Origin of the sequence: Eggerthella hominis (assembly GCF_014287365.1) — a bacterium.
Taxonomy (GTDB): Bacteria; Actinomycetota; Coriobacteriia; order Coriobacteriales; family Eggerthellaceae; genus Eggerthella; species Eggerthella guodeyinii.
The window spans coordinates 239,047-262,595 of the sequence record NZ_JACOOA010000004.1 but is presented as its reverse complement, the minus strand read 5'-3'; the positions used below and the strand labels follow the sequence as shown (position 1 = coordinate 262,595).

The window sequence follows — 23,549 nt, the reverse complement described above, 5'->3', positions numbered from 1 at the left end:
GCCCAGCATGTAACCTAAAGGAGCTAAAACGTGACCGGAAACATGATAGGCAGGGTGTTCAACAACCGCTACCAGATCACCGAGCGCATCGGTATCGGCGGTATGGCGGAGGTGTACCGCGCGCAGGACAACGTGCTCGGTCGCCTGGTCGCCGTGAAGGTCATGCTGCCGCAATACGCCGCCGACCCCAACTTCACCCAGCGCTTCAAGCAGGAAGCCGCCGCCGCGGCCAACCTGCAGAGCCCCTACATCGTGAACGTGTACGACTGGGGCCAGGACGAGGGCACCTATTACATCGTCATGGAGTTCGTGCGCGGCTCCGACCTCAAAACCGCCATCATCGAGCGCGGCGCCATCAACCAGCGCAAGGTCGCCGAAATCGGCGCGCAGGTGTGCCAGGCGCTTTCCGTGGCTCACGGCCTCGACATCATCCACCGCGACATCAAGCCGCAGAACATCATGGTGCAGCCCGACGGCAACGTGAAGGTCATGGACTTCGGCATCGCGCGCGCGAAGAACTCCGTCATGACCCAGACCTCCTCGGTGCTGGGCACGGCTCACTACATCTCCCCCGAGCAGGCGCAGGGCAAGGACCTCACGGCCACGAGCGACATCTACTCGCTGGGCATCGTGCTGTACGAGTCGGCCACGGGTCGCCTGCCGTTCGACGGCCCCGACGCCGTGAGCGTTGCCATGAAGCAGGTCAACGACCTGCCCGTGCCGCCGCGCGAGATCAACCCCGACATCGACCCGTCGCTCGAGGCCATCATCATGAAGGCCATCGCGAAGAACCCGGCCGAACGCTTCGCCACCGCGAAGGACATGCGCCTCGCGCTGAACGACTACCTGGCCGGCCGCCCCGTCAACCTGGGCGAAGGCTTCACCAGCGCCGAGACCGTGGTCATGGGCGGCGTGGTGCCCCCCGTCGGCGTGGCCGACGGCACGGCCGTCATGCCCGCGATGGGCGGCGTCAACCCGGCGTCCCCCACCTCCGCGCAGCGTTCCTACAACGCGAACAACACAAGCGGCAAGAAGAACAACAAGAAGACCATCGCCATCGTCATCGGCATCATCGCGGCGCTTGCCGTGGTGGGCGGCATCGCGTTCGCCCTCATGTCGGGCGGCGGCGATGACAAAGACAAGATCGCGGTTCCCAGCGTGGTGGGCCAGACGGTGGACGAGGCCACGGCCGCCATCGAGGAAGCCGGCTTCGAGCTGGGCAAGGTGGAAGAGTCGTTCGACGACAAGGTTGAATCCGGCAAGGTGATCAGCCAGGATCCGAAGGGCGACAGCAAGCAGGCCAAAGGCACCAAGATCAACCTCACCGTGTCGAAGGGCGCGCAGGAGATCACCGTGCCCGACCTCACGGGCAAGACCGCCGAGGAGGCGCAGAAAGCGCTCACGGTGAGCGGCCTGAAGTACGCCAAGGGCGCTGCCGAGTATTCCGACTCCGTGGAGAAAGACCACGTGGTACGCCAGGACATCGCCGCAGGCGAGACGGTGGCGAAGGACACCGTGGTCACCTACTACCTGTCGCTCGGCTCCGAGGGCACCTCGGTTCCGAACGTCGTGGGCCAGCGCGAGGGCGCAGCCACCACCACGCTCAACAACGCCGGTTTCTACGTGAACGCCGACTATGCGCCGAGCGACACGGTGGAGTCGGGCCTCGTCATCAGCCAGAGCCCTGCAGCGGGCGAGAAGCTCAAGGACGGCGAGTCCGTGAACATCGTGGTCAGCACCGGCAAGACGAAGTCCACGTACTCCGTCAGCGTGTACGGAAACGGCGGCGGCTCGGTGACGACGAGCGCCAGCTCGGTGACCGAAGGCGACAGCGTCGTCATCACCATCACGCCGAACAGCGGCTACGAAGTGGCTTCGGTGAGCGGCTTGGACGATTGGTCGAAGACGGGCGGCACGTACACGCTGCCGAACGTGAAGAGCAACATCAGCATCAGCGTCACCTTCCAGGAGGTCAAGCCGACCCCCACGCCCGATCCGGAACCGACGGACGACAAGAAGAGTTAGCAACCTGCAAGCGATGCGCCGGAAGGCGCATCGCTTTTTTCTGCGTTGCGCAAGTTCGCCGACGCACACACGATTAATGCTACAATAACCAACGCGCCTCCGTAGCTCAGGGGACAGAGCACCGCTCTCCTAAAGCGGGTGCCGGCGGTTCGAATCCGCCCGGGGGCACCATCCGAACATGAAAACGGCGCCGCGTGGGCGCCGTTTTTCTCCAGTGGGTGCCGTTCTTCCTCGTAGCGTGCCGTCTTTCGCAGGCTACTGGTACTCTCGGCGCGCGCCTTCCTTCAGCACGAGGATCACACAGGTTCCGCGTCCCAGCTCGCTGTCCACGTCCATGTGCGTGCCGGGCCCGAAGTAGCCGCAGATGCGATCGTGCACGTTCTTCACCGCGATGCCCAAACCGCTCGACGACTCGGGATGCAGGATGTTGCAGCGCGCCTCCTCGGTCATGCCCACGCCGTTGTCGCACACGCGCACGATCACGTCGTCGCCCACCACTTCGCCCGTCACCTCGATGGTCAGCTTGCCCTCGGACGGCATGGCGTGACGCACGGCGTTCTCCACGAGCGGCTGCAGCAAAAACGGCGGCACCAGCATGTCCTCCACGCGCGGGTCCACGCGCATCTCCATCTCCACGCGATCGGAGCCGAAGCGCGCCACCTCGAACGTGAAGTAGCGCTTCGTCTGCTCCATCTCGCGCGCGAACACGATCAGGTCGGCCGAGTCCTCGAGCGTGCGGCGGTAGAACACGGCGAACTCGCGCAGCAACTTGCGCGCCGTCTCGGGGTCGGTGCGGATGAGCGAGGCGATAGTGTTGATGGTGTTGAACAGGAAGTGCGGGTTGATCTGGCTCTGGAGCATCTTGAGCTCCATGCGCGTAGCCAGCTGGGTTTGCTCTTCCAGCGCCGATGCCGCCATCTGCGTGGACAGCAGCTTGCCGAAGCCCTCGGCGATGGACTTCTGCGTCTCGCTGATGTGCTTCGCGCGGCGATAGTAGAACTTGAGCGTGCCCTCCACGTTGCGGCCCACCACGAGCGGCACGATGATGGCGGCTTTGATGTTCGACGACTCGCGCGGGAAGCCGATGTCCTCCGGCGTGAACAGGATGCGCAGCTTGCCGTCCGCGAGGGTGGCGTGCGTGGCGTGCGTGCGGATGATGCTGCCCGACGGGTTCTGCGCTTCCTCGAAGCCCGCGTACCCGAGGATCTGGTCCTTGTCGGTGATGGCCACGGCGATGGCGGCGGTGGACGGCAGCAGCAGCCCGCAGATCTTCTGGGCGGCCGTGCGATCCATGCCCTCGTTCATGCAGGCCAGCGTTTGGCTCGCCAGCTTCAACATGGAGTCCGACTGACGCGCGCGCACCGAATCGGGGTCCATGATGAGGCGGATGACCACCACGATGGACAGCGTGAACACCACGCCCGCGCACACCATGATGGCCAGGTTGCGGTACGGCATCGCGATGGACCACAGCAGCACGAGGCCCGAAAGCGCCGTCACCGTGAACATGAACATCTCGAGCGTGAAAAAGCGCGGCAGCGCCGACTTCGAGTCTCTCGTCTCTTCCTGCATGGTACCTCCCGCGTCGCTCAACCGTGCCCAAGCAGCGCGCTTGGGGCCATCAGCCCAGTATACCGAATTCGTTGAGCACGAGTATGATGGCGGCCACAATCAGGAAGCCGCCGAAGACGAAGCGCAAGGCCAGCTCGGGAACCACGCGCACGAGACGCGCGCCGATGACCGCGCCGGGGATGGATCCCACGACGATGGCGATGCCCGCCGTGTAGTTGATGTTGCCCAGCAAGGCCTGCTCGATGACGCCGGGGATGGCGAGGATCATCACCGCGATCAGCGACGTGCCGGACGCCTGGCGCATCTCGATGCCGATGAGCGACAGCATGAGCGGCACCATGATGAACCCGCCGCCCACGCCGACGTAGCCGGAAGCCACGCCCGCGCCCAGACCGATGGCCACGCCGATCAGCAGCTGCTTGCGCGTGAGCTTGCGCGGCTCCGGGTCGGCCGCGGCGGCGGCAGGAGCGGGATCGGCGTCATCCGCGACGGCTTCCGCCGACGCGCCCGCCCCCTCCTGCTGAGCGCGCTTCTGCGCCCGCAGCTTGAACGCCTTGCTCAGCATCTTCACGGCCGACCAGCCGATGATGATCGCAGCCGCCACCATGATGAGCCATGCCGGCGAGATCTGCGCGAGCCACACGCCCAGCGGCGAGGTGAGCGCGCCGCCGAGGCCGGCGGCCACGCCGAGCGACACGATGCACGTCTTGTGCCGGATGTGGGATGCCGCGCCCGAGATGGACGTGGGGATGATGGCGAACAGCGACGTAGCCGTGGACATGACCGGGCTCATGCCGAACGCCAGGCGGAAGATGGGGACCATCACCGTGCCACCGCCGATGCCCAGCAGCCCCGACATGATGCCGATCACCACGCCGACGAGAGCCGGCAGCACGAACAAGGTGAGCACGTCCATCCCGCTACTCCGCGACGTTCAGGCGAATTTCGCTCGTCACGCCCGGGTCGATGCCGGCCGCCGCAACCGCCGCCTGCGCCGCCACGAGGCGCTCGGCGCCGTTGCCCGCGCTCGCCTGACGCTGCGCCGCCGACTGCATGAGCGCCGTGCGCAGGATCTGGTCGTTCTCCATGCGCGCCATGAGCTCGGGCCACACGAACTGGAACTCGAAGTACTTCGAGCAGTTGCGCTGAGCGTACGTCGTGGCCTCGCCGGTGGCCGCCTTCGCCGCCTTGCGATAGGCCTTTTTGTCGGGGCGCGCGAGGCTGCGCAAAAACGCCGTCATGCGAATGCGCTTCGTGATGCCGGCCTCGAGGAACGGGCCGGGGTACGGCTCGAGCGAGGAGGGCTTCACCTGCAGTAGGTCGATCTGCGTGCGGCTGTACTCCATCTTGCGGTACTCGTACAGCCAGCGGAAGATGTCCTGGCGGAAGCGCGTGCCCTCGCTCTCGGTCTCGGGAGGAAGGTGGCGCAGGCTCCACTGGTTGTCGAACCAGATGTCCGAGCCGTACATGCGCAGGTCGAGCATGTAGTCCAGGTCCTCGCCGCGCGCGATCCACGGGTCGAAGGACAGGCGCTTGAAGGCCTCTTTGTGCAGGGCCAGGCAGCCGCCGCACGTGTGGTTCGAGCGCGAGAGCCGCGGCCCGCGCATGGCCTTGGAAATCCACTTGTTGAAGGCCTTGCCCTGCTGCCAGAAGTGGTTGTACCACTTGTCCTGGCTCTTCGACAGGTACGAGCCCTCGGAGTTGAAGTAGAAGCCGGTCTTGGCCAGGATGGGGATACCCTTCTTCGTGAGCTTGCCCAGGCCGTACATGGCCTTCTGCAGGAAGTCGGCGTCGTCCACCACCTCGTCGTCGTCGAGGAACACCACGGAGTCGAAGCCCAGCACGTCGGCCATCACGAGGCCCAGGTTGCGCACCGCGCCGTAACCGGACAGGCCGATTTCCTTCTGCAGCTTGCCCAAGCCCAGCTGCTCCATGCGCTGCTGGATGAGCGCCAGCTCGGGTGCGCCGATGACCACGCTGTTCAGCGAGGGGAAGCGCGAGACGATGCCCTGAACCTTCTCGGCCGCCTGGTTTTCGATCGACGGCTCGCTGACCACGAGCACGATGATCTGCCCGGCGCCGCGCACCTTCTGCAGCGACGTCAGCAAGCGCGGAAGCTCGCCCGGCTGCGAGATGGGGGTCGCGTGATCGTAGGTCGTGAGCACGCTGCCGCCCTCTTTGCGACGGCGCGCAGACACGAAGGTGGGGATCACAATAACTGGGTTCATGCACGTCCTTCATTCGGGTACAACTGCGCGGGCTTGGCCCAACCCCATATTGTAGCGATATATACCCCCAGGTCCCCCCAATTCACCGAATCAGTGAAGCCAAGCGGGAAGGTCAACATCTGCCGCCGAGCAGACGCTCATGCAATTCCCCCAGCTCCGCCCTATTGCTCCCCCAAGCCAACACACCGAGCGCACGCTCGTACGGAAGCCATGCGGCATCGACGTGCTCGGATGAAAGATCGATGCTCGCGTCGCATGCGAGCGCCCCGAAGCAGTACTCCGGAATCGTGCGCACGTCCTCTCCCCAGATCAACGAGCCGGTCACGCTTGCAACGGGGAGGTAGGCAACCGAATCGAGCCGGCACAGCTCACGCGTTTCCATGCCGGTCTCCTCGGTCAATTCGCGTGCGGCAGCCTGTTCGGGAGCCTCGTCCGCCTCGCCCCCGCCGGCAACGCCTTGCCAAGCCCCATCGTCCGCCCGCTTCAGCACCGCGTACAACGGTCGCCCCGCTTCGATGCGGTACGGAAACACCAGCACTTGAAAGGGCGCGCGCACGTTCTCTCCTAGTGCTCGCTGTGGACCGGGACTTGCTTCACCACGTTGAAGCGCTTGAGGGCGGAAAGCAGCGGGAGCCCCAGAACGTACATGACCAGGGCCTCGCCCAAACCGGTGGCCACCACGCCGAACAGGTACATGGGCAGATACAACCCGTCGAGCGCGATGGACGTGAACGGGATGGTGTAGTAGCCCAGGCCTTGCAGCAGGATGGGCAGGTACGCGGGCACGATGAGGGCGTTCGCGATCACGGGGCCCAGCAGCGCGAGTTTCGGACGCGCGCGCATCTTCCAGCACCACAGCGCGCCGAGGAACGTCGCCAGGCTGCCGAACACCACGTCGAGCATCCCGAGCGCGCCCGTGCCGTTGATGGCCAGCGCCATGAGGTTCGCGATGATGCAGCCGATGGTGAGCCCGGGCACGGCCGCCGGGGTGAGCACCGCCAGCACGCACACGGCCTCGGAGATGCGGAACTGCACCGGCCCCCAGGCCAAACCTTGCAGCGCGATCAGCGCGATGAGGGTGGCCGCCGCGTACACGGCCGCGATCATGCCCGCTTGGGCGACGTACGTCGTCTTCTTGTTCATGGATATGCTCCTGTTCTCCACGCGGCGCGAAGCCGCGGGCTTTGGGCAGCTAGTAATCCGCGAGTGCAGGGCCCAACGATGCAAACGCGGAGCCGACGTCGGAAGCAAGCGTGAGTTCGCCCCAACGAAGGCCGAAAGGAAGTATAGCAGATGGCGAACGCGGATGTTGCACGTGAAACATCCGCGGCGCGTCCGGGAGCCTAGACCGTCGCTTCCACGGGGACGGGGCGCCGGTCCACCAGCGCGCGGCGGACGCGCAGGACGGCGTAGCCGAGGAACACGACCGAGTACACGGCAACGCTCACCTGCGCAGGCGCGCCGCCGCGCAGGGCGGAAGGCAGCAGCATGAGCAGCAGATGCACGTACACGAGGCCCCAGAACGGGTAGGCCAGCAGCTGCACGCGCTTCCACGTCTCCTTCTTCATGCGCTTCTTCACGAAGTTGAACGAGGTCACCCCCAAGACGATGAGCAGCGCGAACAGCGCGAGGGCCACCACCAGCGCCACGGCCACGTTCGCTTGCGGCAGGCCGGAGGACAGGCTGGTCGCATACGAGGACAGGTAGATGGCCATGTGCCCCAGCGACAGCAGCCACGCCATGATGGAGAGCTCGGCGCGGATGGGGCGCAGGTACGACGCCACACGCGAATCGCGCGCGAACACCCCGATGTACATGACGACGGCGAACAGCGCCGTGGCCAACGTGCACTTGTGCAGCAGCACGAACAGCACGTCGTACGCCCACGAGGGCAGCCCCGTGAACGACCCCACCACGAACAGCACGTCGAGCGCGACGGCCAGCGCGTAGAACGCCATCGGGCACGCCTTGATGGGGCGCTTGCACGCGAACGCGAACGCCGTCGCTCCCACAAGAACCGTGATCGCCGTCATGAGCGCACCCCCATCGCCGCCAATCCGAGCGCGGCGAACGCCGCGTAGGGACCATCCCCCGCAAGCTCCTGCGTGCGCCGCATGAACGCCGGCAGCCACGCCAGGGCGTGCTCGTCCTCGAACGCGCGCAGGCGCTCCGTCCAGCCGGCCACGGCCGTGGTCGCGGCCTCCGCATCGTCGTCGCTCAGCGCGTCGGCGAGCTTCGCATACAGGTAGGAGAGGAACTCGAACTCCTCGAACACGCTGTCGCACGGCTCCTTGCGAGCGTTCTTCGCCACGACGCCCGCCTCGCGCATGCAGCGCTCGACGTCCATCGTCACCGGCGTGCGGAACAGGGACGGTATGCCCGACAGCCCGCGTTCCACGTGCAGAAACGCGCTTTCGTACGGCTGCACCGGCGTATGCCCGCCCGGAGCGAGGTACAGGTGCGAGTACGTGATCCGCATCGCGGACAGCACGTCGGCCGCCGACGCGCCGCGCCATGCGCCCAACGCGTCGCCCACGGCGTGGACCTCGTCCTCGGCAACGCCCGCATCGAGCAGGCAGGCGCGCGCGTCTTCGGCGATCAGCCCGTCCACCAGCCCGTTCGCCACACGCTCGTCAGGGTAGGCGAACAGGCACGACAGCAACTCGTACCCGTCGGCCTTTCCCACCGCCTGCCTCACTGCTTCTTCTCGCCCCATGAGTCCCCCTCGTTCCAGCGATCCGGCGAAGAAGCGGGACGGCAGTCGCTGCAAACCGCCGCCCCGCATCATGTCGTGTCTTATTACTGCAAGTAGTATACACTCGGCTTCGTGCCGGCTTCCTCCTGAAGGAACATCGTCTCGCGGCCCTCGATGGCCTTCGACACGGCCGACTCGGGATCGTCGAGGTCGCCCCAGTAGCGCGCGCGACCCGGGCACAGCTGCATGCACGCCGGCACCTCGTCGCGGTCGATGAGGTTCTTGCAGAACGTGCACTTCTCCACCGTGCCGCCCTTGTGCGGCGGCGCGTCGTACTCGCCCACCATGACCTCGAGGTAGTACTCGGGGCTTTTGATGAGCGTGCGCACGCCCTCGTACGGGCACGCCTTGATGCACGATTCGCATCCGATGCACAGCTCGCTGTCCACCGACACGATGCCGGTTTCCTCGTCCTTGGTCGTCGCGCCCGTCGGGCACACGTCCAAGCACGCCGGGTTCTCGCAATGCTGGCATTGCACCGGCAGGAAGCTCATGGTGTTGGCGCCGTATTCGCCCGCAGCGGTGTCCATGCTGTCGCCGCCGACGGTGCGCACGCGGTTGAAATGCACGTTCTTGGGCAGGTTGTTCGCCATCTTGCACGCGGTCGCGCACGTGTGGCATCCGATGCAACGGGCCAGGTCGATGGCCATTCCATAGTGTGTCATAGTATCCCCCTACAGCTTCTCGATGGCGACGGTGCAGTCGAAGTACGCCTGGTTCGAGCAGAACGGATTGCCTTCCTTGGTGAACAGCTCGGTGAAGCTGCCCTCGATGAACTCCTTGGCTTCCCAACCCTTCGGGCACGTCGCCATGCCCTCCGGCAAACCGGGGTTGATCTGGGCCGTCAGCACCACAGAACCCAGCTCGTTGTACGCCCGCACGCGGTCGCCCGTCGCGATACCGTACGTCGCGGCGTCGGCGGGGCTCAGCTTGATGAAGGGTTCCGTGTCGATCTCCTTGAGCATGGTCGCCTCGAACCACTGGGTGTGGGTGCGGAAGCGGCTGTGCTCCGAAAGCAGCTGGATGGGATACGTCTCGCGACGCGCCTCGTCGCCCACCTGCAGCGCCGGCTCCCAGTACGCCAGATGCTCTTTGGCCAGGTCCCAACCCTCGGTGTAGGGGTTGCTGCCCACCGGGTTCTCCACGTACAGCTCAGCCAGCTTGCTGGTGGTGGCGAACACGCCGCCCTCGCCGTACACGTACGCCTCGCCCTCTTTGCCCGCCTGGCGCACGGCCTTCTTCTCGCGCAGCGTGGCCAGGTCGGCGCCCATGGCCTGCGCCTGCTTCGTCTGGAACACCTGCTCGATGTACTCTTCGGTCGTGATCTTGAACAGGTCGCCGCAGCCGACGCGGTCCGCCAAGTCGTTGAAGATGTCGATGTCGGCGCGGCTCTCGAACGCGGGCTCGATGGCCTTCTCCTGCAACAGCGCGAAGGGATGCGTCGCGTACGACACGAACACGTCCTCCTTCTCGAACCAGTGCGCCACGGGAAGCACGATGTCGCAGTAGCGCATGGTGTCGGTCATCAGCATGTCGGCGCCCACGAGGAACTCGCAGCGGTTCATCCAGCTGAGCGTGTCGTTGCGGTCGGCCATGTTGGTGACGGCGTTCGCGTGGCTGAACATGGCCATCTTGAGGTTGAACGGCTGGCCTGCGTACTCGCCCTCGTCGAACGCCTTGGTCAGGAACGGCGCGTTGTACTTCGCCGCCTGGCCCGGAGCGCCTTCCGGCGAGGCGAGCACCGCGTTGCCCAGGCCCGAGCCGAGGCATTCCTGGAAGCCGCAGAACGCGCCCGCCTTGCCCACGTTGCCCGTGAGGATGGCCAGCGTGCCCACGCATCCCTGGCTCCAGTGCCCGTTCCAATAATGGTCGAGGCCGAAGAACGTGTAGATGCTCGCCGGCGTGTTGCGGGCATACTGCTCGGCCACGTCCTTGATGAGGTCTTCGGATACGCCGGAGATCTCGGCGGCCTTGCTCACCGGATACTCGGCGATGCGGTCGAGCAGCAGCTGGTAGGCGGTGGACACCTTGATGCCCTCGACCTCGAACGAGCCTTCCAGCTCGGGGTCGGCCACCTCTCCCACGATGCCCGGCGTGCCGTCCTTGCCCATGACCAGGGACGTTGCGGCGTTCTTCGCGTCGTCGGCCGACGGCTGCGAGCCGTCGAGGTCCGCCTGGCGCAGGAACTTGCCGTCGGACTCCTTCACCAGGCAAGCCGCCACGCTGTGCTCGCGCAGGAAATCGAGGTCCTGCCAGCCCTGCTCGACGATGTAGTTCATCATGCCCAGCGCCAGAGCGCCGTCGGTACCGGGCTTCACCGGCACCCACTCGTCGCAACGCGCGGCCGTCTGGCTGAACATCGGGTCGATGGCGATGAGCTTCGTGCCGTTGTCGCGCGCCTCCATGAGGAAGTGCATGTTCTGGATCTGGCTGATGGCCGGGTTCGCGCCCCAGATGAGAATGGTCTTGGCGTTCATCATGTCGGCCGGCTCGTTGCCCGTGGAGTAGTAGCCCATGCCCAGCAGGCGGCTCGTCGCGAAGTTCGCGGCCGCGTCAACCGTCTGGTTGAGGTACGCGATGCCCGAGGCGGCCAGGAAGCGGCTGGTCACGCCACCCGTGGACATGCCGTTCACCAGGCCGTAGTTGCCGGAGCCCGTGAACAGGCCCACCGATGCGGGGCCGAACTCCTTCACGTAGCCGTTCCACTTCTCGGCGATCTCGTCGAGAGCCTCGTCCCAGCTGATGCGCTCCCACTCGTCGGCGCCGCGCTCGCCGGAGCGGCGCAGCGGGTACTTCAAGCGTTCGTCGCTGTAGATGCGGTGCGGATGGCTGAGGCCCTTCATGCAGATGCGGTTGTACTGCGGATCGGGCATCTCGCGCATGGACGTGCGCACCACCTGGCCGTCACGCACGTGCACGTTGAGGAAGCAGCCGCCGGCGCAGTTGCCGCGGCAGACGCCGGAGAAGATTTGCGTCTCGGGAGCCTCCTGCTTCGCGTCGGTTTCCTCGAGGTTCTTGGTTTGGGGGCTGCAACCCACCAGCGCGCCCGCTGCCGTCAGCGCCGCCGCACCCTTGATAAAACTCCTGCGGGTGAAACCATGCGTCGAATGATCAGCCATGTGTTCTCCTCTCGTTCACTCCTCCGGCCGTCAAGGCCTCTCCGTTGCTCGCGCCTCGCGGAAGGATGGGAGGGGAGGACCTTCCGCGAAGAGCGAGCTGAAAAGCCCCGTTTCCCCCTGGCTCTTCACTGCATCTCACTGTACGGAACGAACGGGATTATTGCGATAAATCGGATATAAGTTTTGGGTTAAAAAGTTGTTAACCGGATATTAACGATGCAGGTCATCGGCCATTTTGTAGCCGACGCGCTGGACGGTGAGCAGGTACTTGGGCTCGGAGGGGTTCTCCTCGATCTTCTCGCGGATCTTGCGCACGAACACGGTGATGTTGTTCGTGGGCTTGCAGTCGGCGTCGGACTCGCCCCAGATGTACTCCTGGATCTGGCTGCGCGTGAACACCTTGCCGGGATGCGCCGCCAGAAACGCCACGATCTCGAACTCCTTCGTGGTGAGCGCCACCGGCTTGCCCTTCACGCGCACCTCGTACTCGCCGAACCGCACCTCCAAGTCGCCGATGCGGGCCACGCCCTCGCGGTTGCGGCAGCGGGCGAAGTCGATGGTGTCCTTGTGGCGGCGGATGTTCGCCTCGATGCGCAGCAGCAGCTCGGTGGAGTCGAACGGCTTGGTGACGTAGTCGTCGCCGCCAGAGCGGAAGCCGATGCTCTTGTCCACGATGTCGCACTTCGCCGACAGGAAGATCACCGGGATGCGGCGGCCCTGCTCGCGGATACGCGCGCAGAGGTCGAAGCCGTTCGTGCCCGGCAGCATCACGTCGAGCAGCAGCAGGTCGGGATGCTCCTCCGCCAGCACCTCCAGCCCGCGTTCCGCGTCTTTCGCGCCGCAGAACGCGTAGCCGTTCGACACCAGCAGGTGCTCGATGGCTTGCTGCAGGTTGTCTTCGTCGTCGATGAGCATGACCTTATACATCGTCTTCTCCCTCTATCTCGTCCACGATCGAATCCTCCGGAATGGTGATGACGAACGTGCTGCCGGCACCCAGCTCGCTCGACACCGACACGGAGAATCCCTGCATGTCGCCGTACTCTCGCACGAGCGCCAGCCCCAGGCCGCTGCCGTTGTATTTGCGCGTGGACGTGCTGTCCACCTGCACGAACCGCTCGAAGATGCGCGCTTGGTCCTCGGGCGCGATGCCGATGCCGTCGTCCGCCATCGACAGCGTCACCGTCCGCGCGTCGGCGTCGTACGCCACGCGCAGCTCCACCGACCCGCCATCCGGCGTGAACTTGATGGCGTTGCTGGCCAGGTTCTCCAGCATGCGCGTGGTCTTCTCGTAGTCGCCGTTCACCAGGGGCACGTCCGACGTCACCTTCGTGCGGAACGTGACGTCGTACTTGCGCGCGAGCGGCGCCATGGTGGCCTTCACCGATGCCGCCACGTCGCCGAGATCCATCGGCTCGCAGGTGGCCTTCATGCTGCCGGCGTCCGAACGCGCGATGTCCAGCATGTTGTTGATCATGTTGAGCAGGATCTGGCTGTTCTTCTCGATTTCCTCCCACGAACGGCGATCGTGCTCGTTCGCCGGATCGCACGCCTCGCGCGAGATCTGCGCGAACGTGATGATGGACGTGAGCGGCGTGCGCAGCTCGTGGTTCACCATGCTCAGCAGGTCGGACTTGAACTGCGTCTCCTGCGCCAGGTCGGCGTTCAGCTGCTCCAGCTTGTCGCGCTGGCGCTCCAGCAACGCGTTCGCCTCGCGCAGGTCGACGGTGCGCTCCTGCACCTGCGACTCAAGGTGCTCGTACATGCCGCGCAGCTCGGCCGCCATATCGTTGAAGCCGGCGACGAGGTGGCGCACCTCCTTGGCCGCGAAGCGCTGGCTGATCGACGCGCCCAGACGACCCTGCTTCAACTCGCCGAACGCCACGTGCATGCCACCCAGGGGCCGCAGCACGAACACCGTGGTCACCACGTAAATGACCAGGCCGATGAACACGGTGATCATGAAGAAGTACGCCACATCGCGGATGACGTTGTCGCGCATGGCCCCCTGCTGCTGATCGAGGGGTATCACGATGCTGATGGCGCCGCCCACCGAGTCGAGGGTCCAGCCCTCCTTCTCGTGGTCGGTGATGTCGAGCTCGCCCACGGGATCGCCGTGGCATTCGAGGCAGCTGTTGTCCACCTCGAGCGCTTGCAGGTAGCGGAACCGATCCTCGCCCTGATAGTCCGCGACCCCGTAGTACTCGGTCACCGAACGATCGGCGTAGAACGCGCCGAGCGCTTCCGATTCGAACTCGTCGGGGATGTCCTGCTCGCTGCGGGGATTGAAGTTCGTGTAGCGGATGGCGTAATCGCTGCCCGCAGAGAACAGCTTGCCGATGCTCTTGCCCACCACCGAGCAGTGCAAGCCCTTGAACTCGTACGTGCCATCCGAGGTGTAGTTGATGACGTTTTGCTGGTTGTCCATGAACTGCCACACCGCGTCCATTTCGCGCGCGAACGTGCGCGCCTCCTCCAGCATGGCTTGCTCGGTTTGCTTCTGCTGCGAATAGAGGTCGAATGCAACGAACGCGAAAAACGACACGGCGAACACCGCCGTCAACGCGGCCAGGTAAATGGTTTTCAGACTGAAAGCGTGTTTCCCCATGAGCGTCCCCCGCGCTGCGTGTCCGTCGTTATTCGCAGCGTGCAAGCACCGTAGCACAACACCCGGGAGAGCGCAAAATCACCGCTTCTTGCGGGCGGTTCCTTTGCGGGGGGCTTTGCCGCGGTCGGACGCCTTTTCGCCGCGCATGCGGCGCGCCTCTTCGCGGCGGACGCGCAAGTCCTTCGTCTCGCGGCGAAGTGCCTGATAGGACGCGAATCGCTCCTCGCTGATCTCGCCGGATTCAACGGCGGCGCGCACGGCGCACCCCGGCTCGTCCTCGTGGCCGCAGTCGCGGAAGCGGCACCGCTCGGCCACCTCCTCGATATCGGCGAACGCCGCGCCGATGCCGGTGTCGGCCTCCCACAGCCCCAGGCCGCGCACGCCCGGCATGTCCATGATGAAGCCGCCGCCGGGGATGGCCACCATCTCGCGGCTCACCGTGGTGTGCCGGCCTTTGCCGTCGCGGTCGCGCACGGGAGTGGTTTCCTGCAACTCGTGGCCCACCAGCATGTTCACGAGGCTCGACTTCCCCACGCCGCTCTTGCCGATCAGCACGGCCGTCGTGTTCGGCGGCACGAGCGCGCGCACGGCCTCCACGCTGGACGGGTCGTCGGCCGACACGATGATGGTCTGCACGTCGGGGCCCGCCAGCGCGCGCACGCGGTCGCGCACCGCCGCCACCTCGGCATCGCTTTCGGCAAGGTCGGCCTTCGTCAGCACCACGGTCACCGCCGCGCCCGTCTCGTACGCCAGCACCAGCTCGCGCTCGAGGCGGCGCACGTTCACGTCGGACAGCGGCTGCGCCACGAACACGCGGTCGAAGTTCGCAGCCAGCACCTGCGGCAGCGCGCGCTCGGTGGGGTCTTTGCGCACGAAGGCGCGCGAGCGCGGCATGATGCTCTCGATGATGCCCTTGTCGTGCCCCTCGGGCACGGTCACCTCCACGAAGTCGCCGATCACGGCGCGCACTTCCTCGCCCTTCACCAGCGCGGTTGCGTGCTCGCAGCGCACGAACTCCCCTTCGTCGGTGCGCACGAGCGGATACCCGCGATCAAGCTTGACGACCTGGCCTCTACGCAAAAGCCCTCCTTCGTTGTCGCGGGGCGCCGCGCGCCTACCGCTGCCGTTCCCTCAACCAGTAAAACACCCCGAGCGACACGAGGCCGGCGATGACCGCCACGATGCCCGGCACGAACGCGCGGAAGTCGAACGTGTCGGGATGCTGCTCGCCCGGGGCCACCACGGTCACCGCTTCCGCATGCAGGTCGCTCAGACCTTCGTGGTCGGAGCACACCAGGTGGTACGTGCCCCGCACCTGCAGCGTAGTGCCCGTGGCGCCGTATTTGCCGAACGTGTCGATTTTCGCTGCCGACTCGTTGCTCATGTACACCGAGATCGTCGCGGAATCGTTCTGCGCGGAAAGCGTGATCCACTGGTGCCGCCCGGACACGCCCGCGCGGATGCTGTCGCCGATAACCTCGCCCGTCACTTGGACGGTCTGGTTGTCGTAGTACGAATCGGCGGTGCTCAGGTCGATGATGGACGTGTCGTAGATGAACGAGCTGTCGGGCAGCTGCTGGGTGTTCACCGCGTTGTCGCCCTCGGCCGGCTCGTCGGCGTGCGCCGCAACGGGCAGCGCCAGCGCCGCAAGCAGCAGGCACAGCACCGCGGCAAGGCGCGCGAGCGACGTCATGCGATGGCTTTCCGTCCTCATGCGTTCAACACCCGCCTTTTCGGATTGAGCGACACGACGATCTCCACCACGAGGGCGAGCAGCGTGACGAACTCGAGACGGCCGGCCCACATCTGCACGATGTAGAACAGCTCGAGCGTGGGGGACATGCCCGGAGCCGCAAGCCCCGACGACACGCCGCCGTTGCTGGTCATGGACACCGATTCGAAGATGGCCTGCGGCGCTTCGTAGCCGTGCGCGATGCCCACGAGCGTGCCCACCGCGTACGTGGCCACGTACAGCACGAACACGGTCATGGCTTCCTTCACGATTTCGGGCGACAGGATGCGCCGCCCCACGTGGTTGTAGGAAACCACGACGCGCGCGGTGTCGGGCGCGAGCGCCTCCTTGATGGTGGCGATGATCGACTTCATGATGATGCCCATGCGGCTGAATTTCAAACCGCCCGACGTGGACCCGCCGCTGCCGCCGACGGCCATGAGGATGGCCAGGACGAAGAACGCGCCCGACGAAAGCGCCGTGGTCAGCTCGTTGGTGGTGATGTTCTGGAAGCCGGTGGTGGAGAACGCCGAGATCACCATGAACAGCCCGCGCCGCAGCATGGCGGGCAGGCTGGAGAACTCGGGGCTGGCGCTGAGCGATGCCGCCAGCACGCACGTCATCACGGCCAGCCACAGCACCATCGTGCGAATCTCGAGGTCGCGGAAGAACACTTCCACGTGGCCTTTCCACACTTCCGAGTGCAGCACGAAGTTGATGGAGCCCAGCAGCATGAGCAGCATGAGCACGATCTCGAGCGGGAACGAATGGTAGTACATGACGCTTTGGCTCATGGGCGCGAAGCCGCCGGTGGTGAAGCCCGAGATGGCCAGCCACAGCGATTGGAGGAACGCCCGCAGCGGCTCCATGCCGAGGAACAGGCACACCGCCGTCAGGATGACCGTGGCGACGAAGATCATGCCCATGCCGATCTTCGCGATGAACTGCGTGGTCTGCACGACGTTCGGCACCACGTGCTCGCTGCGGCCCTCGGACATGTACAGGCTGGCGCCCGCGCGCTTGCCGAAGAGGCCGAACGACAGCGCCACCACGATGAGGCCGAAACCGCCCAGCAGGTGCATCATGAAGCGCCACATGTTGTCGGCGTTCGACAGGTGGTCGAGGTCGACGATGACGCTGGCGCCCGTGGTGGTCAGTCCCGACACGCCGTCGAACAGGGCGTCGAGATAGCTGAGGTAGTGGCCCGACAGGTACAGCGGGATGGACGCCACGAACGCGAGCACGATCCACGCGAAGCCCGTTACAGCGAGCGCCTGCTGCCGGTTGAGACGACCCGGGTCGATGCGCAGGTAGCGCAGCGCCGAGCCGAGGATGAGCGAGATGCCGATGGTCAGCAGGTAGTGCGTCGCCGGCACCCACTCGCCGCACGCGATGGCCGTGACGAACGGCACCAGCAGCGCCAAGCTGGAGAACAGGATGAGCACGCCGAGGTAATGGCCGATGACCCGAACGTCGTACAGTGTGAACCGTTGCCACATTAACCCAGCACGATCCTCACCAGGATGATCAGCGTCCACAGCAGCAGCAGGAAGCATGCGAGCGACAACAGCACCACGCCGTAGCCCAGCAGCGGCGTTTCGATGATCTGTCGGATGTCCACGTTTCTTTTACGCATGCGGGTATTCTAGTACAAATGACCGCTGCGCGATACGCTGGGCAAAGCAACAGACACAATGACGATGACTTGGGAGCCCCGCGCGCTCGACCGCACACGGGCCGCGCGCAGGCCGTTCGACGCTCCCCCTAATAAAGTTTACACACGTAGCTACCGAAGCACACACGGGCAAGGTATAATCCCAGCATTCTTTTGATCACACGATCAAAAGTACGATGAGGGACGAGAAAGGGAAGATCATGGCTCCTGAAAACGACATCGACTACTCGTTGTCGCGCGTTCCTGATGAAGCGAAACAGCCGTTTTGGCGGATTCTTTTCATCAGGATCGGCGCGATCTGCTGCGTATCCCAGCTCATGCTGGGCGCGGCGCTCGGCTACGGCCTGACGTTCTGGGACGCGTTCCTGGCAACCATGCTCGGCTCGGTGCTGCTGCAGGTGGTCAGCTGGGCGCTCGGCACGGCGGCTGCGCGCGAAGGCCTGTCCACCAGCCTGCTGTCCCGTTGGGCCGGCTTCGGCAAGGTGGGCTCGGCGCTGTTCGGCGGCGTCGTCGCCATTTCCATGGTGGGCTGGTTCGGCGTGCAGAACGCGGTGTTCGGCCAGGGCATGGCCGAGATCGTCCCGTTCACGGACTTCATCGGCACCCAGGAGATCCTGCCGGGGGTCATGCCCGGCATCACGCCCGAGTACATCCTCTGGGCCGTCATCACGGGCCTCGGTATCACGCTGCTCGTGGTGTTCGGCATCAAGGCCATCGCGAACTTCGCCACGGTGTTCGTGCCGCTGTTCGTGATCGTGGTCGTGGTGGCCGCGGCCATCATCCTGCAGGACCACACCATCACCGAGCTCCTGACCACGGCGCCTCCGGGACCGGCGTTGACGCTGGGAGCGGCAACCACCATGGTGGCCGGCGGCTTCATCGCGGGCGCCATCTGCACGCCCGACTACGCGCGCTTCCTGAAGAACGGCACCCAGGTGTTCTGGATGACGCTCATCGGCACGTTCGTGGGCGAGCTGGGCATGAACCTGCTGGCCGTGCTGCTGGCGCACGCCATGGGCACCGAGAACATCGTCGACATCATGATGGGCACCTCGGGCATCATCGGCGTCATCATCGTGGTGGCTTCCACGGTGAAGCTCAACGACATCAACCTGTACTCGTCCAGCCTGGGCCTCGCCACCATGATCAACGCGCTGTTCAACAAGGCGCTCAGCCGCAACGGCCTCGTGTGGGCGCTCGGCATCGTGGGCACGCTGCTGTCCGTCATCGGCATCATCAACTACTTCACGAGCTTCCTCACGCTGCTCGGCGTGGCCATCCCGCCCGTCGCCGGCATCATGGTGGTGGACTACTTCATCCTGAAGCGCAGCCGCGCCACGCTCGACGCGTCCCGCGCCAAGGGCGAGCTGCCCGAGAAGGTGGAGAAGTGCAACCCCATCGCCATCATCTGCTGGATCGCCGGTTTCGCCGTGGGCGAGATCACCAGCATCATGAACATCGGCATCCCGGGCCTCAACTCGCTCATCCTGGCCGGCGTGCTGTACTGGGTCGTGATGAAGGTGTACGCGTCCATGAAGAAGACGGACACCGTCACGTTCTCCGAGACGGATCAGGTGCTGTAAGGAGGTCGCGCCCCGCGCACCCCGCGCAGCTTGGCGCTTCTCCCCGCAGCTCCGCGCACCTCCCCGCAAAGCGAAGCCCCCGCTGTTTCACGTGAAACAGCGGGGGCTTTTCGTTTGAGTTCGGGACAGGCGCCGCCTTTACGGGAGCAGCACCAGATCGTAGAGGTCGGGGCGCCGGTCGCGCAGGTAGGGGCTGCGCTGGCGGTAGCCCACCACCTCGCCCAGGTCGAGCTCCACGTGCAGCACGCCCTCGGCTTCCTCGGCCAGCTCGGCAACCACGTGGCCGCGCGGGTCGCACACCTTCGTGTGGCCCGGCATGACCAGCTGGTCCTCCACGCCGTAGCGGTTGACGGCCGCCACGAACGCCGTGTTCTCCAGCGCGCGGGCGGGCACGTTCACGTCCCACACGTCCATGTCCTCCTCGCACCATGCCGAGGGGCACAGGATGAGATCCGCGCCCTGCAGCGCCAGCATGCGCGCCACCTCGGGGAATCCCATGTCGTAGCAGATCATCACGCCGATGCGCCCGAAGTCGGTGTCGAACACGGGGCAGTCGCAGCCCGAGCGGAAGTAGAAGCGCTCGAGCGCCCACAGGTGCTGCTTGTCGTAGGTGCCCATGAGCTCGCCCTGCCGGTCGATGACCACCGAGCTGTTGAACGGCACGCCCGCTAGGTCGTAGGCAAGCGCGAGGCCGGCCACCACGTAGCAGTTGCCCGCGCGGGCGACGTCCTGCAACGCGCGCACCGTGGGACCGTCGACCGCTTCGGCCAGCTCGGGCACGTGCGGCCCGACAATGTTCAGCTCGTAGCCCGTCGAGAACAGCTCGGGCAGCACCACGAGGTCGGCGCCTTCGGCCGCCGCCTCCGCGATCATGCGGCACGCCTTCTCGGTGTTCGCCGCAGGGTCGCACAGCACGCTCTCGAACTGGATAAGCGCCAGGTGCGCGGGGTGTTTTGCCGCCCCTTGTTTCATTTTGGTCATGAGTTCTCCTTTGCGCTACAAGCCATATCCGTGCATTATCGCACGACGAAGGCGCGACGCGCCTTGCCAGCTGGATCGACGATGGCGGCCGTCGCGCCTACGCCCCTCGATCCGTCTTTGTTGAAATCCTGCTTCTGATGCACATCGCAATGGCAGATGATCCGACGATAAGCGAGAACGCCGCAGCTGCAATGAACCATGCTCTTGCGGTGTCCTCGATTGCCCGCCAATCGCCCTGAGCAGCGCACTCGGATAGTATCCAGATGATCGACACGAGCACTGCGAGAGAGCCTACGAGCGAAAGGCACAGCAGAACCAGTCGCGAAAGCATGCTCTTGCATAGAAACGCACCCGCTATCTGCCCAATGACAGTTACTCCGGCAAGAATCACAATCAATGCAGAAACGGCAACCATCGGCGGCACCCCTATCACAGGAACGGACACCCGGGCACTGCGGTCGGCCGCAGCATCGGGCAGTTCCGGCGGTCGGCAGACCGCCGGAACCGAACTACAGCATCAGATCGCCGACGGCTTTGACGCGGATGCACAGCGCGTCGCCGAGGTAGGCCATCGGGATGTCCTCGACGTCGACCACCTCCACGGTGCTGGGGTCGGCGCCGGCTTCGACAGCCTCGTCGCACGCGCGCTGCTTCGACTCGGCAAGCGCCTGGTCGCGCGGCGTCTCGGCCATCGAGAACACCTTGGCGATCTGGCCGGACACCTGCGCGATGGCCGAGCCCACGGCGTTCGCCACGCCGAAGTTCTGCGGACGCAGCACGTTGTTCGAACCTTCCAGGTGGTCGGGCGCCAGGATGGAGCCGCCGCCCACGAGGATGACCGTCACGTCGCCGGCCGAGGTCTTCATCGCGTCCACGGCATCCTCGATGATGCGCGTGATCTCCTCATAGGCCGCATCCACGAGCGCCGGGTCGAGATCGGCCACGAGCGCGGGGCCGCCCACGCCTTCGGCCAGCCCCTTCGCCACCACGATATCGGTTGCGGTCAGCGTGTCGCCGCCGAAGCAGAGCGCCTTCTTCGTGACGAGGTAGCCCACGCTGTCGGGACCCACCGTCACGCGACCGTCGTCGAGTCGCCGCACGAGCGACCCGCCGCCGAGGCCCACCGACACGAGGTCGGGCATGCGGAAGTTCGTGCGCACGTCGCCGATCTCGACGGCCACCATGCTCTCGCGCGGGAAGCCGTGCGCGAGCACGCCCACGTCGGTGGTGGTGCCGCCGATGTCAACGACCACGGCATCCTTTTCCTGCGTCAGGAACGACGCGCCGCGGATGGAGTTCGTGGGGCCGCAGGCGATGGTGAAGATGGGATAGCGCTTCGCGTAGTCCACGGACATGAGCGTGCCGTCGTTCTGGCCCAGGTACACGGCCACGTCGGTGAGGCCCTCGGACGCGAGTGCCGCCTCGAAGCTGTCGGCCGTCGTGCGTGCCACGTCGTACAGCGCCGCATTCAGGATGGACGCGTTCTCGCGCTCGAGGAAGCCGAGCGACCCGATCTCGGATGACAGCGTGATGGGGAAGCCCTCGCCCAGCTCGTCGCGCAGGATGGCGGCGACGCGCTTCTCGTGCGCGTCGGACACCGGGGAGAACACGCTGGTCACGGCAACGGACTCGAAGCCGTCCTCGCGCACCACGCGCGCCACCTCGCGAATCTCGTCTTCGGAAAGCGGGCTGATCTCGCGGCCGTCGAACTCGTTGCCGCCGTGCACGAGAAAGTCGCGCACGCGCATGGCGTCCTTCAGCTCGTCAGGCCAGTCGGCCATGCAGCTGATGGCCGTCGTGGCCGGCGCGCCCACGCGCAGCGCGGCCACCTTGTTGAGGCGCTTGCGCTCGACGATGGCGTTCGTGCAGTGCGTGGTTCCCAGCATGGCGAACCCGATGTTCTTCGCGGCCTCGGCGCCGATCTGCGTGATGACCTCGTGCATGGCGGCCACGATGCCGCCCATGACGTCCTCGGTGGTGGGGCTCTTCGTCGCGGCGACCAGGTTGAGGTCGCCATCGATGATCACGGCGTCGGTGTTCGTGCCGCCCACGTCGATGCCGAGTCGCCAAATGCGCTTCTGATCTGCCATTACGCCTGCACCTCCTGCTCACTTGTCGCAGCCTTCGCCGCCATGCGCTCCTCAACCGGCACGTAGTCGATGTCGTAGCCGAACGCGCGCGGACCCACCACGGCCAGGCCCTCGGGCGTGCGCCACTGCGGGGCGCACGGCATGCCCACCACCACGACGCGGGCGCCGTACTTGAGGCCCTCCGTGGTCACGGGTGCGCCGGACTCCATGTCCAGCGACATGACGAGGTCGGGCGCGGTGGTCACCGGCTCGCCGTCGCGCAGCGCGATGAGGTTCTCGTTCTGGAACTCGATGACCATCTGACTGCCTTTGTCCTGGTCGAGGCCGTCCACCACGGCCTGGCCGCGCACGAACATGCCGTCGGTCTTGCGCTCGACGTCCACCACCTTGCCGCGGAACAGGCGGAACCCGTTCGTCACGTTCAGCACGGCCTCGATGGGGTCGGCGTGCTGCTCGCGCGCCTCGCGCAGCGTGCGGCCGATCTCCTCGCACAGCGTGGGCGTGTTGGGGATGCAGTAATCCTTGAGCTGCTTGCCCGTGCACGGGTACGACGCGAGGATGGTGTAGCCGCCCATCACCGACGTGGCCTGGCGCGAGATGCGCTCGAGCCACGTGTCGTCGATACCGCGCACCGTCACGGTGTTGCCCTTCTCGTCGGCCAAGACCGCCGGGAGGCCCTGCACGCCGTTGATGCTGAGCGTCACCATTTGCAGCTCGGGGAACGCACGGCCCATGAGATCGCAGTCCACCACGGGAATCTGACGCGTGGCGGCCAGGATGAACGGGATGGTGGAGTTCACGCCGCCCGCTTCCACCGCGTAGATGGCGTACGGCTCCTGGCCCAGCTCTTTCACCAGCTCGTCGTACGTGGCCATGGGCTCGAGGCCGCTGCAGATCTTCTCCACCATGATGGTGGGGGCGCCCATCATCTGCGATACGCACACCATCGCGTCGTCGGGAACCTCGTCAGGCGTGATCAGCTCGACCTCGCCGTACTTCTTGATGGCCTCGATGGCCATGAGCTTGCCGACGTAGGGGTCGCCGCCCCCGCCCGCGCCGAGGACCGTCGCGCCAAGCGCCATATCCTCGATCTCTTTGATGCCGATTTTCCTTCTCATGATGGAATGGAACCTTTCGTCGAAGATGCTACGAACCGCATAGAACCGTATTATCATGGAACC

At 65.6% G+C, this 23,549-nt stretch carries 20 protein-coding genes and 1 tRNA gene; 3 read left to right on the top strand and 18 right to left on the bottom strand.

Translation table 11 applies throughout. The features are described 5' to 3' along the window. The first annotated feature begins 42 nt into the window (after positions 1-42). The gene (gene pknB / locus H8S61_RS10595) at positions 43-2,025 is read left to right on the top strand and encodes a Stk1 family PASTA domain-containing Ser/Thr kinase (RefSeq protein WP_222617682.1); all 1,983 of its coding nucleotides are present in this window, start codon (positions 43-45) and stop codon (positions 2,023-2,025) included. A gap of 95 nt (positions 2,026-2,120) precedes the next feature. Continuing rightward, positions 2,121-2,196 (top strand) — tRNA-Arg (locus tag H8S61_RS10590). 84 nt (positions 2,197-2,280) lie between these two features. On the opposite strand, the gene H8S61_RS10585 is transcribed toward H8S61_RS10590, so the two are convergent. The 15 genes from H8S61_RS10585 to H8S61_RS10515 form a co-directional block, all read right to left on the bottom strand. Beyond that, entirely contained in the window at positions 2,281-3,597 is a 1,317-nt protein-coding gene (locus tag H8S61_RS10585; RefSeq protein ID WP_160940878.1) for a histidine kinase, read from the bottom strand. Between the two features lie 49 nt (positions 3,598-3,646). Then, positions 3,647-4,513, bottom strand: a complete 867-nt coding sequence (locus tag H8S61_RS10580; protein ID WP_186938957.1) for a sulfite exporter TauE/SafE family protein — start codon at positions 4,511-4,513, stop codon at positions 3,647-3,649. Between the two features lie 4 nt (positions 4,514-4,517). After that, positions 4,518-5,825: a glycosyltransferase family 2 protein gene (locus tag H8S61_RS10575; RefSeq protein WP_160940876.1), complete on the bottom strand. Its 1,308-nt coding sequence runs from the start codon at positions 5,823-5,825 to the stop codon at positions 4,518-4,520. Positions 5,826-5,937: 112 nt separating this feature from the next. Beyond that, positions 5,938-6,381 (bottom strand): NUDIX hydrolase, encoded by a 444-nt coding sequence (locus tag H8S61_RS10570; RefSeq protein ID WP_186938956.1) that lies wholly within the window; start codon positions 6,379-6,381, stop codon positions 5,938-5,940. An 8-nt stretch (positions 6,382-6,389) separates the two neighbouring features. Continuing rightward, the gene (locus H8S61_RS10565; RefSeq protein ID WP_160940874.1) at positions 6,390-6,968 is read right to left on the bottom strand and encodes a QueT transporter family protein; all 579 of its coding nucleotides are present in this window, start codon (positions 6,966-6,968) and stop codon (positions 6,390-6,392) included. A gap of 200 nt (positions 6,969-7,168) precedes the next feature. Further along, complete coding sequence (locus tag H8S61_RS10560) at positions 7,169-7,858, bottom strand: ferric reductase-like transmembrane domain-containing protein (protein WP_186938955.1); 690 nt, start codon at positions 7,856-7,858, stop codon at positions 7,169-7,171. Beyond that, complete coding sequence (locus tag H8S61_RS10555) at positions 7,855-8,541, bottom strand: TorD/DmsD family molecular chaperone (RefSeq protein ID WP_186938954.1); 687 nt, start codon at positions 8,539-8,541, stop codon at positions 7,855-7,857. The genes H8S61_RS10560 and H8S61_RS10555 overlap by 4 nt, the downstream gene beginning before the upstream one ends. A gap of 83 nt (positions 8,542-8,624) precedes the next feature. Continuing rightward, positions 8,625-9,245 carry a 4Fe-4S dicluster domain-containing protein gene (locus H8S61_RS10550; protein ID WP_154332561.1) on the bottom strand — a complete coding sequence of 207 codons (621 nt, stop codon included), beginning with the start codon at positions 9,243-9,245 and terminating at the stop codon, positions 8,625-8,627. A 9-nt stretch (positions 9,246-9,254) separates the two neighbouring features. After that, a complete protein-coding gene (locus H8S61_RS10545; protein ID WP_186938953.1) occupies positions 9,255-11,699 on the bottom strand; it encodes a molybdopterin-dependent oxidoreductase in 2,445 nt (814 codons plus the stop codon). A 210-nt stretch (positions 11,700-11,909) separates the two neighbouring features. Continuing rightward, on the bottom strand, positions 11,910-12,626 hold the full coding sequence (locus tag H8S61_RS10540; protein WP_101720995.1) for a response regulator transcription factor: 717 nt from the start codon (positions 12,624-12,626) through the stop codon (positions 11,910-11,912). Beyond that, positions 12,619-14,307, bottom strand: coding sequence for an ATP-binding protein (locus tag H8S61_RS10535; RefSeq protein WP_186938952.1), 1,689 nt, complete (start codon positions 14,305-14,307; stop codon positions 12,619-12,621). The genes H8S61_RS10540 and H8S61_RS10535 overlap by 8 nt, the downstream gene beginning before the upstream one ends. 78 nt (positions 14,308-14,385) lie before the next feature. Further along, positions 14,386-15,387 carry a ribosome small subunit-dependent GTPase A gene (gene rsgA, locus H8S61_RS10530; protein ID WP_186938951.1) on the bottom strand — a complete coding sequence of 334 codons (1,002 nt, stop codon included), beginning with the start codon at positions 15,385-15,387 and terminating at the stop codon, positions 14,386-14,388. A gap of 34 nt (positions 15,388-15,421) precedes the next feature. Then, positions 15,422-16,021 (bottom strand): hydrolase, encoded by a 600-nt coding sequence (locus H8S61_RS10525; RefSeq protein WP_160940868.1) that lies wholly within the window; start codon positions 16,019-16,021, stop codon positions 15,422-15,424. Further along, positions 16,018-17,538, bottom strand: a complete 1,521-nt coding sequence (locus H8S61_RS10520) for a TrkH family potassium uptake protein (protein ID WP_160940867.1) — start codon at positions 17,536-17,538, stop codon at positions 16,018-16,020. Before H8S61_RS10520 ends, H8S61_RS10525 begins: the two co-directional genes overlap by 4 nt. Beyond that, positions 17,538-17,675: a hypothetical protein gene (locus H8S61_RS10515; RefSeq protein ID WP_186938950.1), complete on the bottom strand. Its 138-nt coding sequence runs from the start codon at positions 17,673-17,675 to the stop codon at positions 17,538-17,540. Before H8S61_RS10515 ends, H8S61_RS10520 begins: the two co-directional genes overlap by 1 nt. Positions 17,676-17,914: 239 nt before the next feature. On the opposite strand from H8S61_RS10515, the gene H8S61_RS10510 reads away from it, so the two are divergent. Beyond that, positions 17,915-19,297 carry a purine-cytosine permease family protein gene (locus H8S61_RS10510; protein ID WP_160940866.1) on the top strand — a complete coding sequence of 461 codons (1,383 nt, stop codon included), beginning with the start codon at positions 17,915-17,917 and terminating at the stop codon, positions 19,295-19,297. Between the two features lie 138 nt (positions 19,298-19,435). On the opposite strand, the gene H8S61_RS10505 is transcribed toward H8S61_RS10510, so the two are convergent. From H8S61_RS10505 to H8S61_RS10495, 3 genes are all read right to left on the bottom strand, one after another. After that, on the bottom strand, positions 19,436-20,278 hold the full coding sequence (locus tag H8S61_RS10505; protein ID WP_186938949.1) for a nitrilase-related carbon-nitrogen hydrolase: 843 nt from the start codon (positions 20,276-20,278) through the stop codon (positions 19,436-19,438). A gap of 509 nt (positions 20,279-20,787) precedes the next feature. After that, a complete protein-coding gene (locus H8S61_RS10500) occupies positions 20,788-22,368 on the bottom strand; it encodes a hydantoinase/oxoprolinase N-terminal domain-containing protein (protein WP_186938948.1) in 1,581 nt (526 codons plus the stop codon). After that, a complete protein-coding gene (locus tag H8S61_RS10495; protein ID WP_160940863.1) occupies positions 22,368-23,486 on the bottom strand; it encodes an S-methyl thiohydantoin desulfurase family protein in 1,119 nt (372 codons plus the stop codon). Before H8S61_RS10495 ends, H8S61_RS10500 begins: the two co-directional genes overlap by 1 nt. Positions 23,487-23,549 lie beyond the last annotated feature (63 nt).

What these genes read in the sequence shown, in the direction of transcription:
- pknB (WP_222617682.1), top strand. Translation starts at nt 43, where the DNA reads ATGATAGGCAGGGTGTTCAACAACCGCTACCAGATCACCGAGCGCATC.
- H8S61_RS10585 (WP_160940878.1), bottom strand. Translation starts at nt 3,597, where the DNA reads ATGCAGGAAGAGACGAGAGACTCGAAGTCGGCGCTGCCGCGCTTTTTC.
- H8S61_RS10580 (WP_186938957.1), bottom strand. Translation starts at nt 4,513, where the DNA reads ATGGACGTGCTCACCTTGTTCGTGCTGCCGGCTCTCGTCGGCGTGGTG.
- H8S61_RS10575 (WP_160940876.1), bottom strand. Translation starts at nt 5,825, where the DNA reads ATGAACCCAGTTATTGTGATCCCCACCTTCGTGTCTGCGCGCCGTCGC.
- H8S61_RS10565 (WP_160940874.1), bottom strand. Translation starts at nt 6,968, where the DNA reads ATGAACAAGAAGACGACGTACGTCGCCCAAGCGGGCATGATCGCGGCC.
- H8S61_RS10560 (WP_186938955.1), bottom strand. Translation starts at nt 7,858, where the DNA reads ATGACGGCGATCACGGTTCTTGTGGGAGCGACGGCGTTCGCGTTCGCG.
- H8S61_RS10555 (WP_186938954.1), bottom strand. Translation starts at nt 8,541, where the DNA reads ATGGGGCGAGAAGAAGCAGTGAGGCAGGCGGTGGGAAAGGCCGACGGG.
- H8S61_RS10550 (WP_154332561.1), bottom strand. Translation starts at nt 9,245, where the DNA reads ATGACACACTATGGAATGGCCATCGACCTGGCCCGTTGCATCGGATGC.
- H8S61_RS10545 (WP_186938953.1), bottom strand. Translation starts at nt 11,699, where the DNA reads ATGGCTGATCATTCGACGCATGGTTTCACCCGCAGGAGTTTTATCAAG.
- H8S61_RS10540 (WP_101720995.1), bottom strand. Translation starts at nt 12,626, where the DNA reads ATGTATAAGGTCATGCTCATCGACGACGAAGACAACCTGCAGCAAGCC.
- H8S61_RS10535 (WP_186938952.1), bottom strand. Translation starts at nt 14,307, where the DNA reads ATGGGGAAACACGCTTTCAGTCTGAAAACCATTTACCTGGCCGCGTTG.
- H8S61_RS10525 (WP_160940868.1), bottom strand. Translation starts at nt 16,021, where the DNA reads ATGAGGACGGAAAGCCATCGCATGACGTCGCTCGCGCGCCTTGCCGCG.
- H8S61_RS10520 (WP_160940867.1), bottom strand. Translation starts at nt 17,538, where the DNA reads ATGTGGCAACGGTTCACACTGTACGACGTTCGGGTCATCGGCCATTAC.
- H8S61_RS10515 (WP_186938950.1), bottom strand. Translation starts at nt 17,675, where the DNA reads ATGCGTAAAAGAAACGTGGACATCCGACAGATCATCGAAACGCCGCTG.
- H8S61_RS10510 (WP_160940866.1), top strand. Translation starts at nt 17,915, where the DNA reads ATGGCTCCTGAAAACGACATCGACTACTCGTTGTCGCGCGTTCCTGAT.
- H8S61_RS10505 (WP_186938949.1), bottom strand. Translation starts at nt 20,278, where the DNA reads ATGACCAAAATGAAACAAGGGGCGGCAAAACACCCCGCGCACCTGGCG.
- H8S61_RS10500 (WP_186938948.1), bottom strand. Translation starts at nt 22,368, where the DNA reads ATGGCAGATCAGAAGCGCATTTGGCGACTCGGCATCGACGTGGGCGGC.
- H8S61_RS10495 (WP_160940863.1), bottom strand. Translation starts at nt 23,486, where the DNA reads ATGAGAAGGAAAATCGGCATCAAAGAGATCGAGGATATGGCGCTTGGC.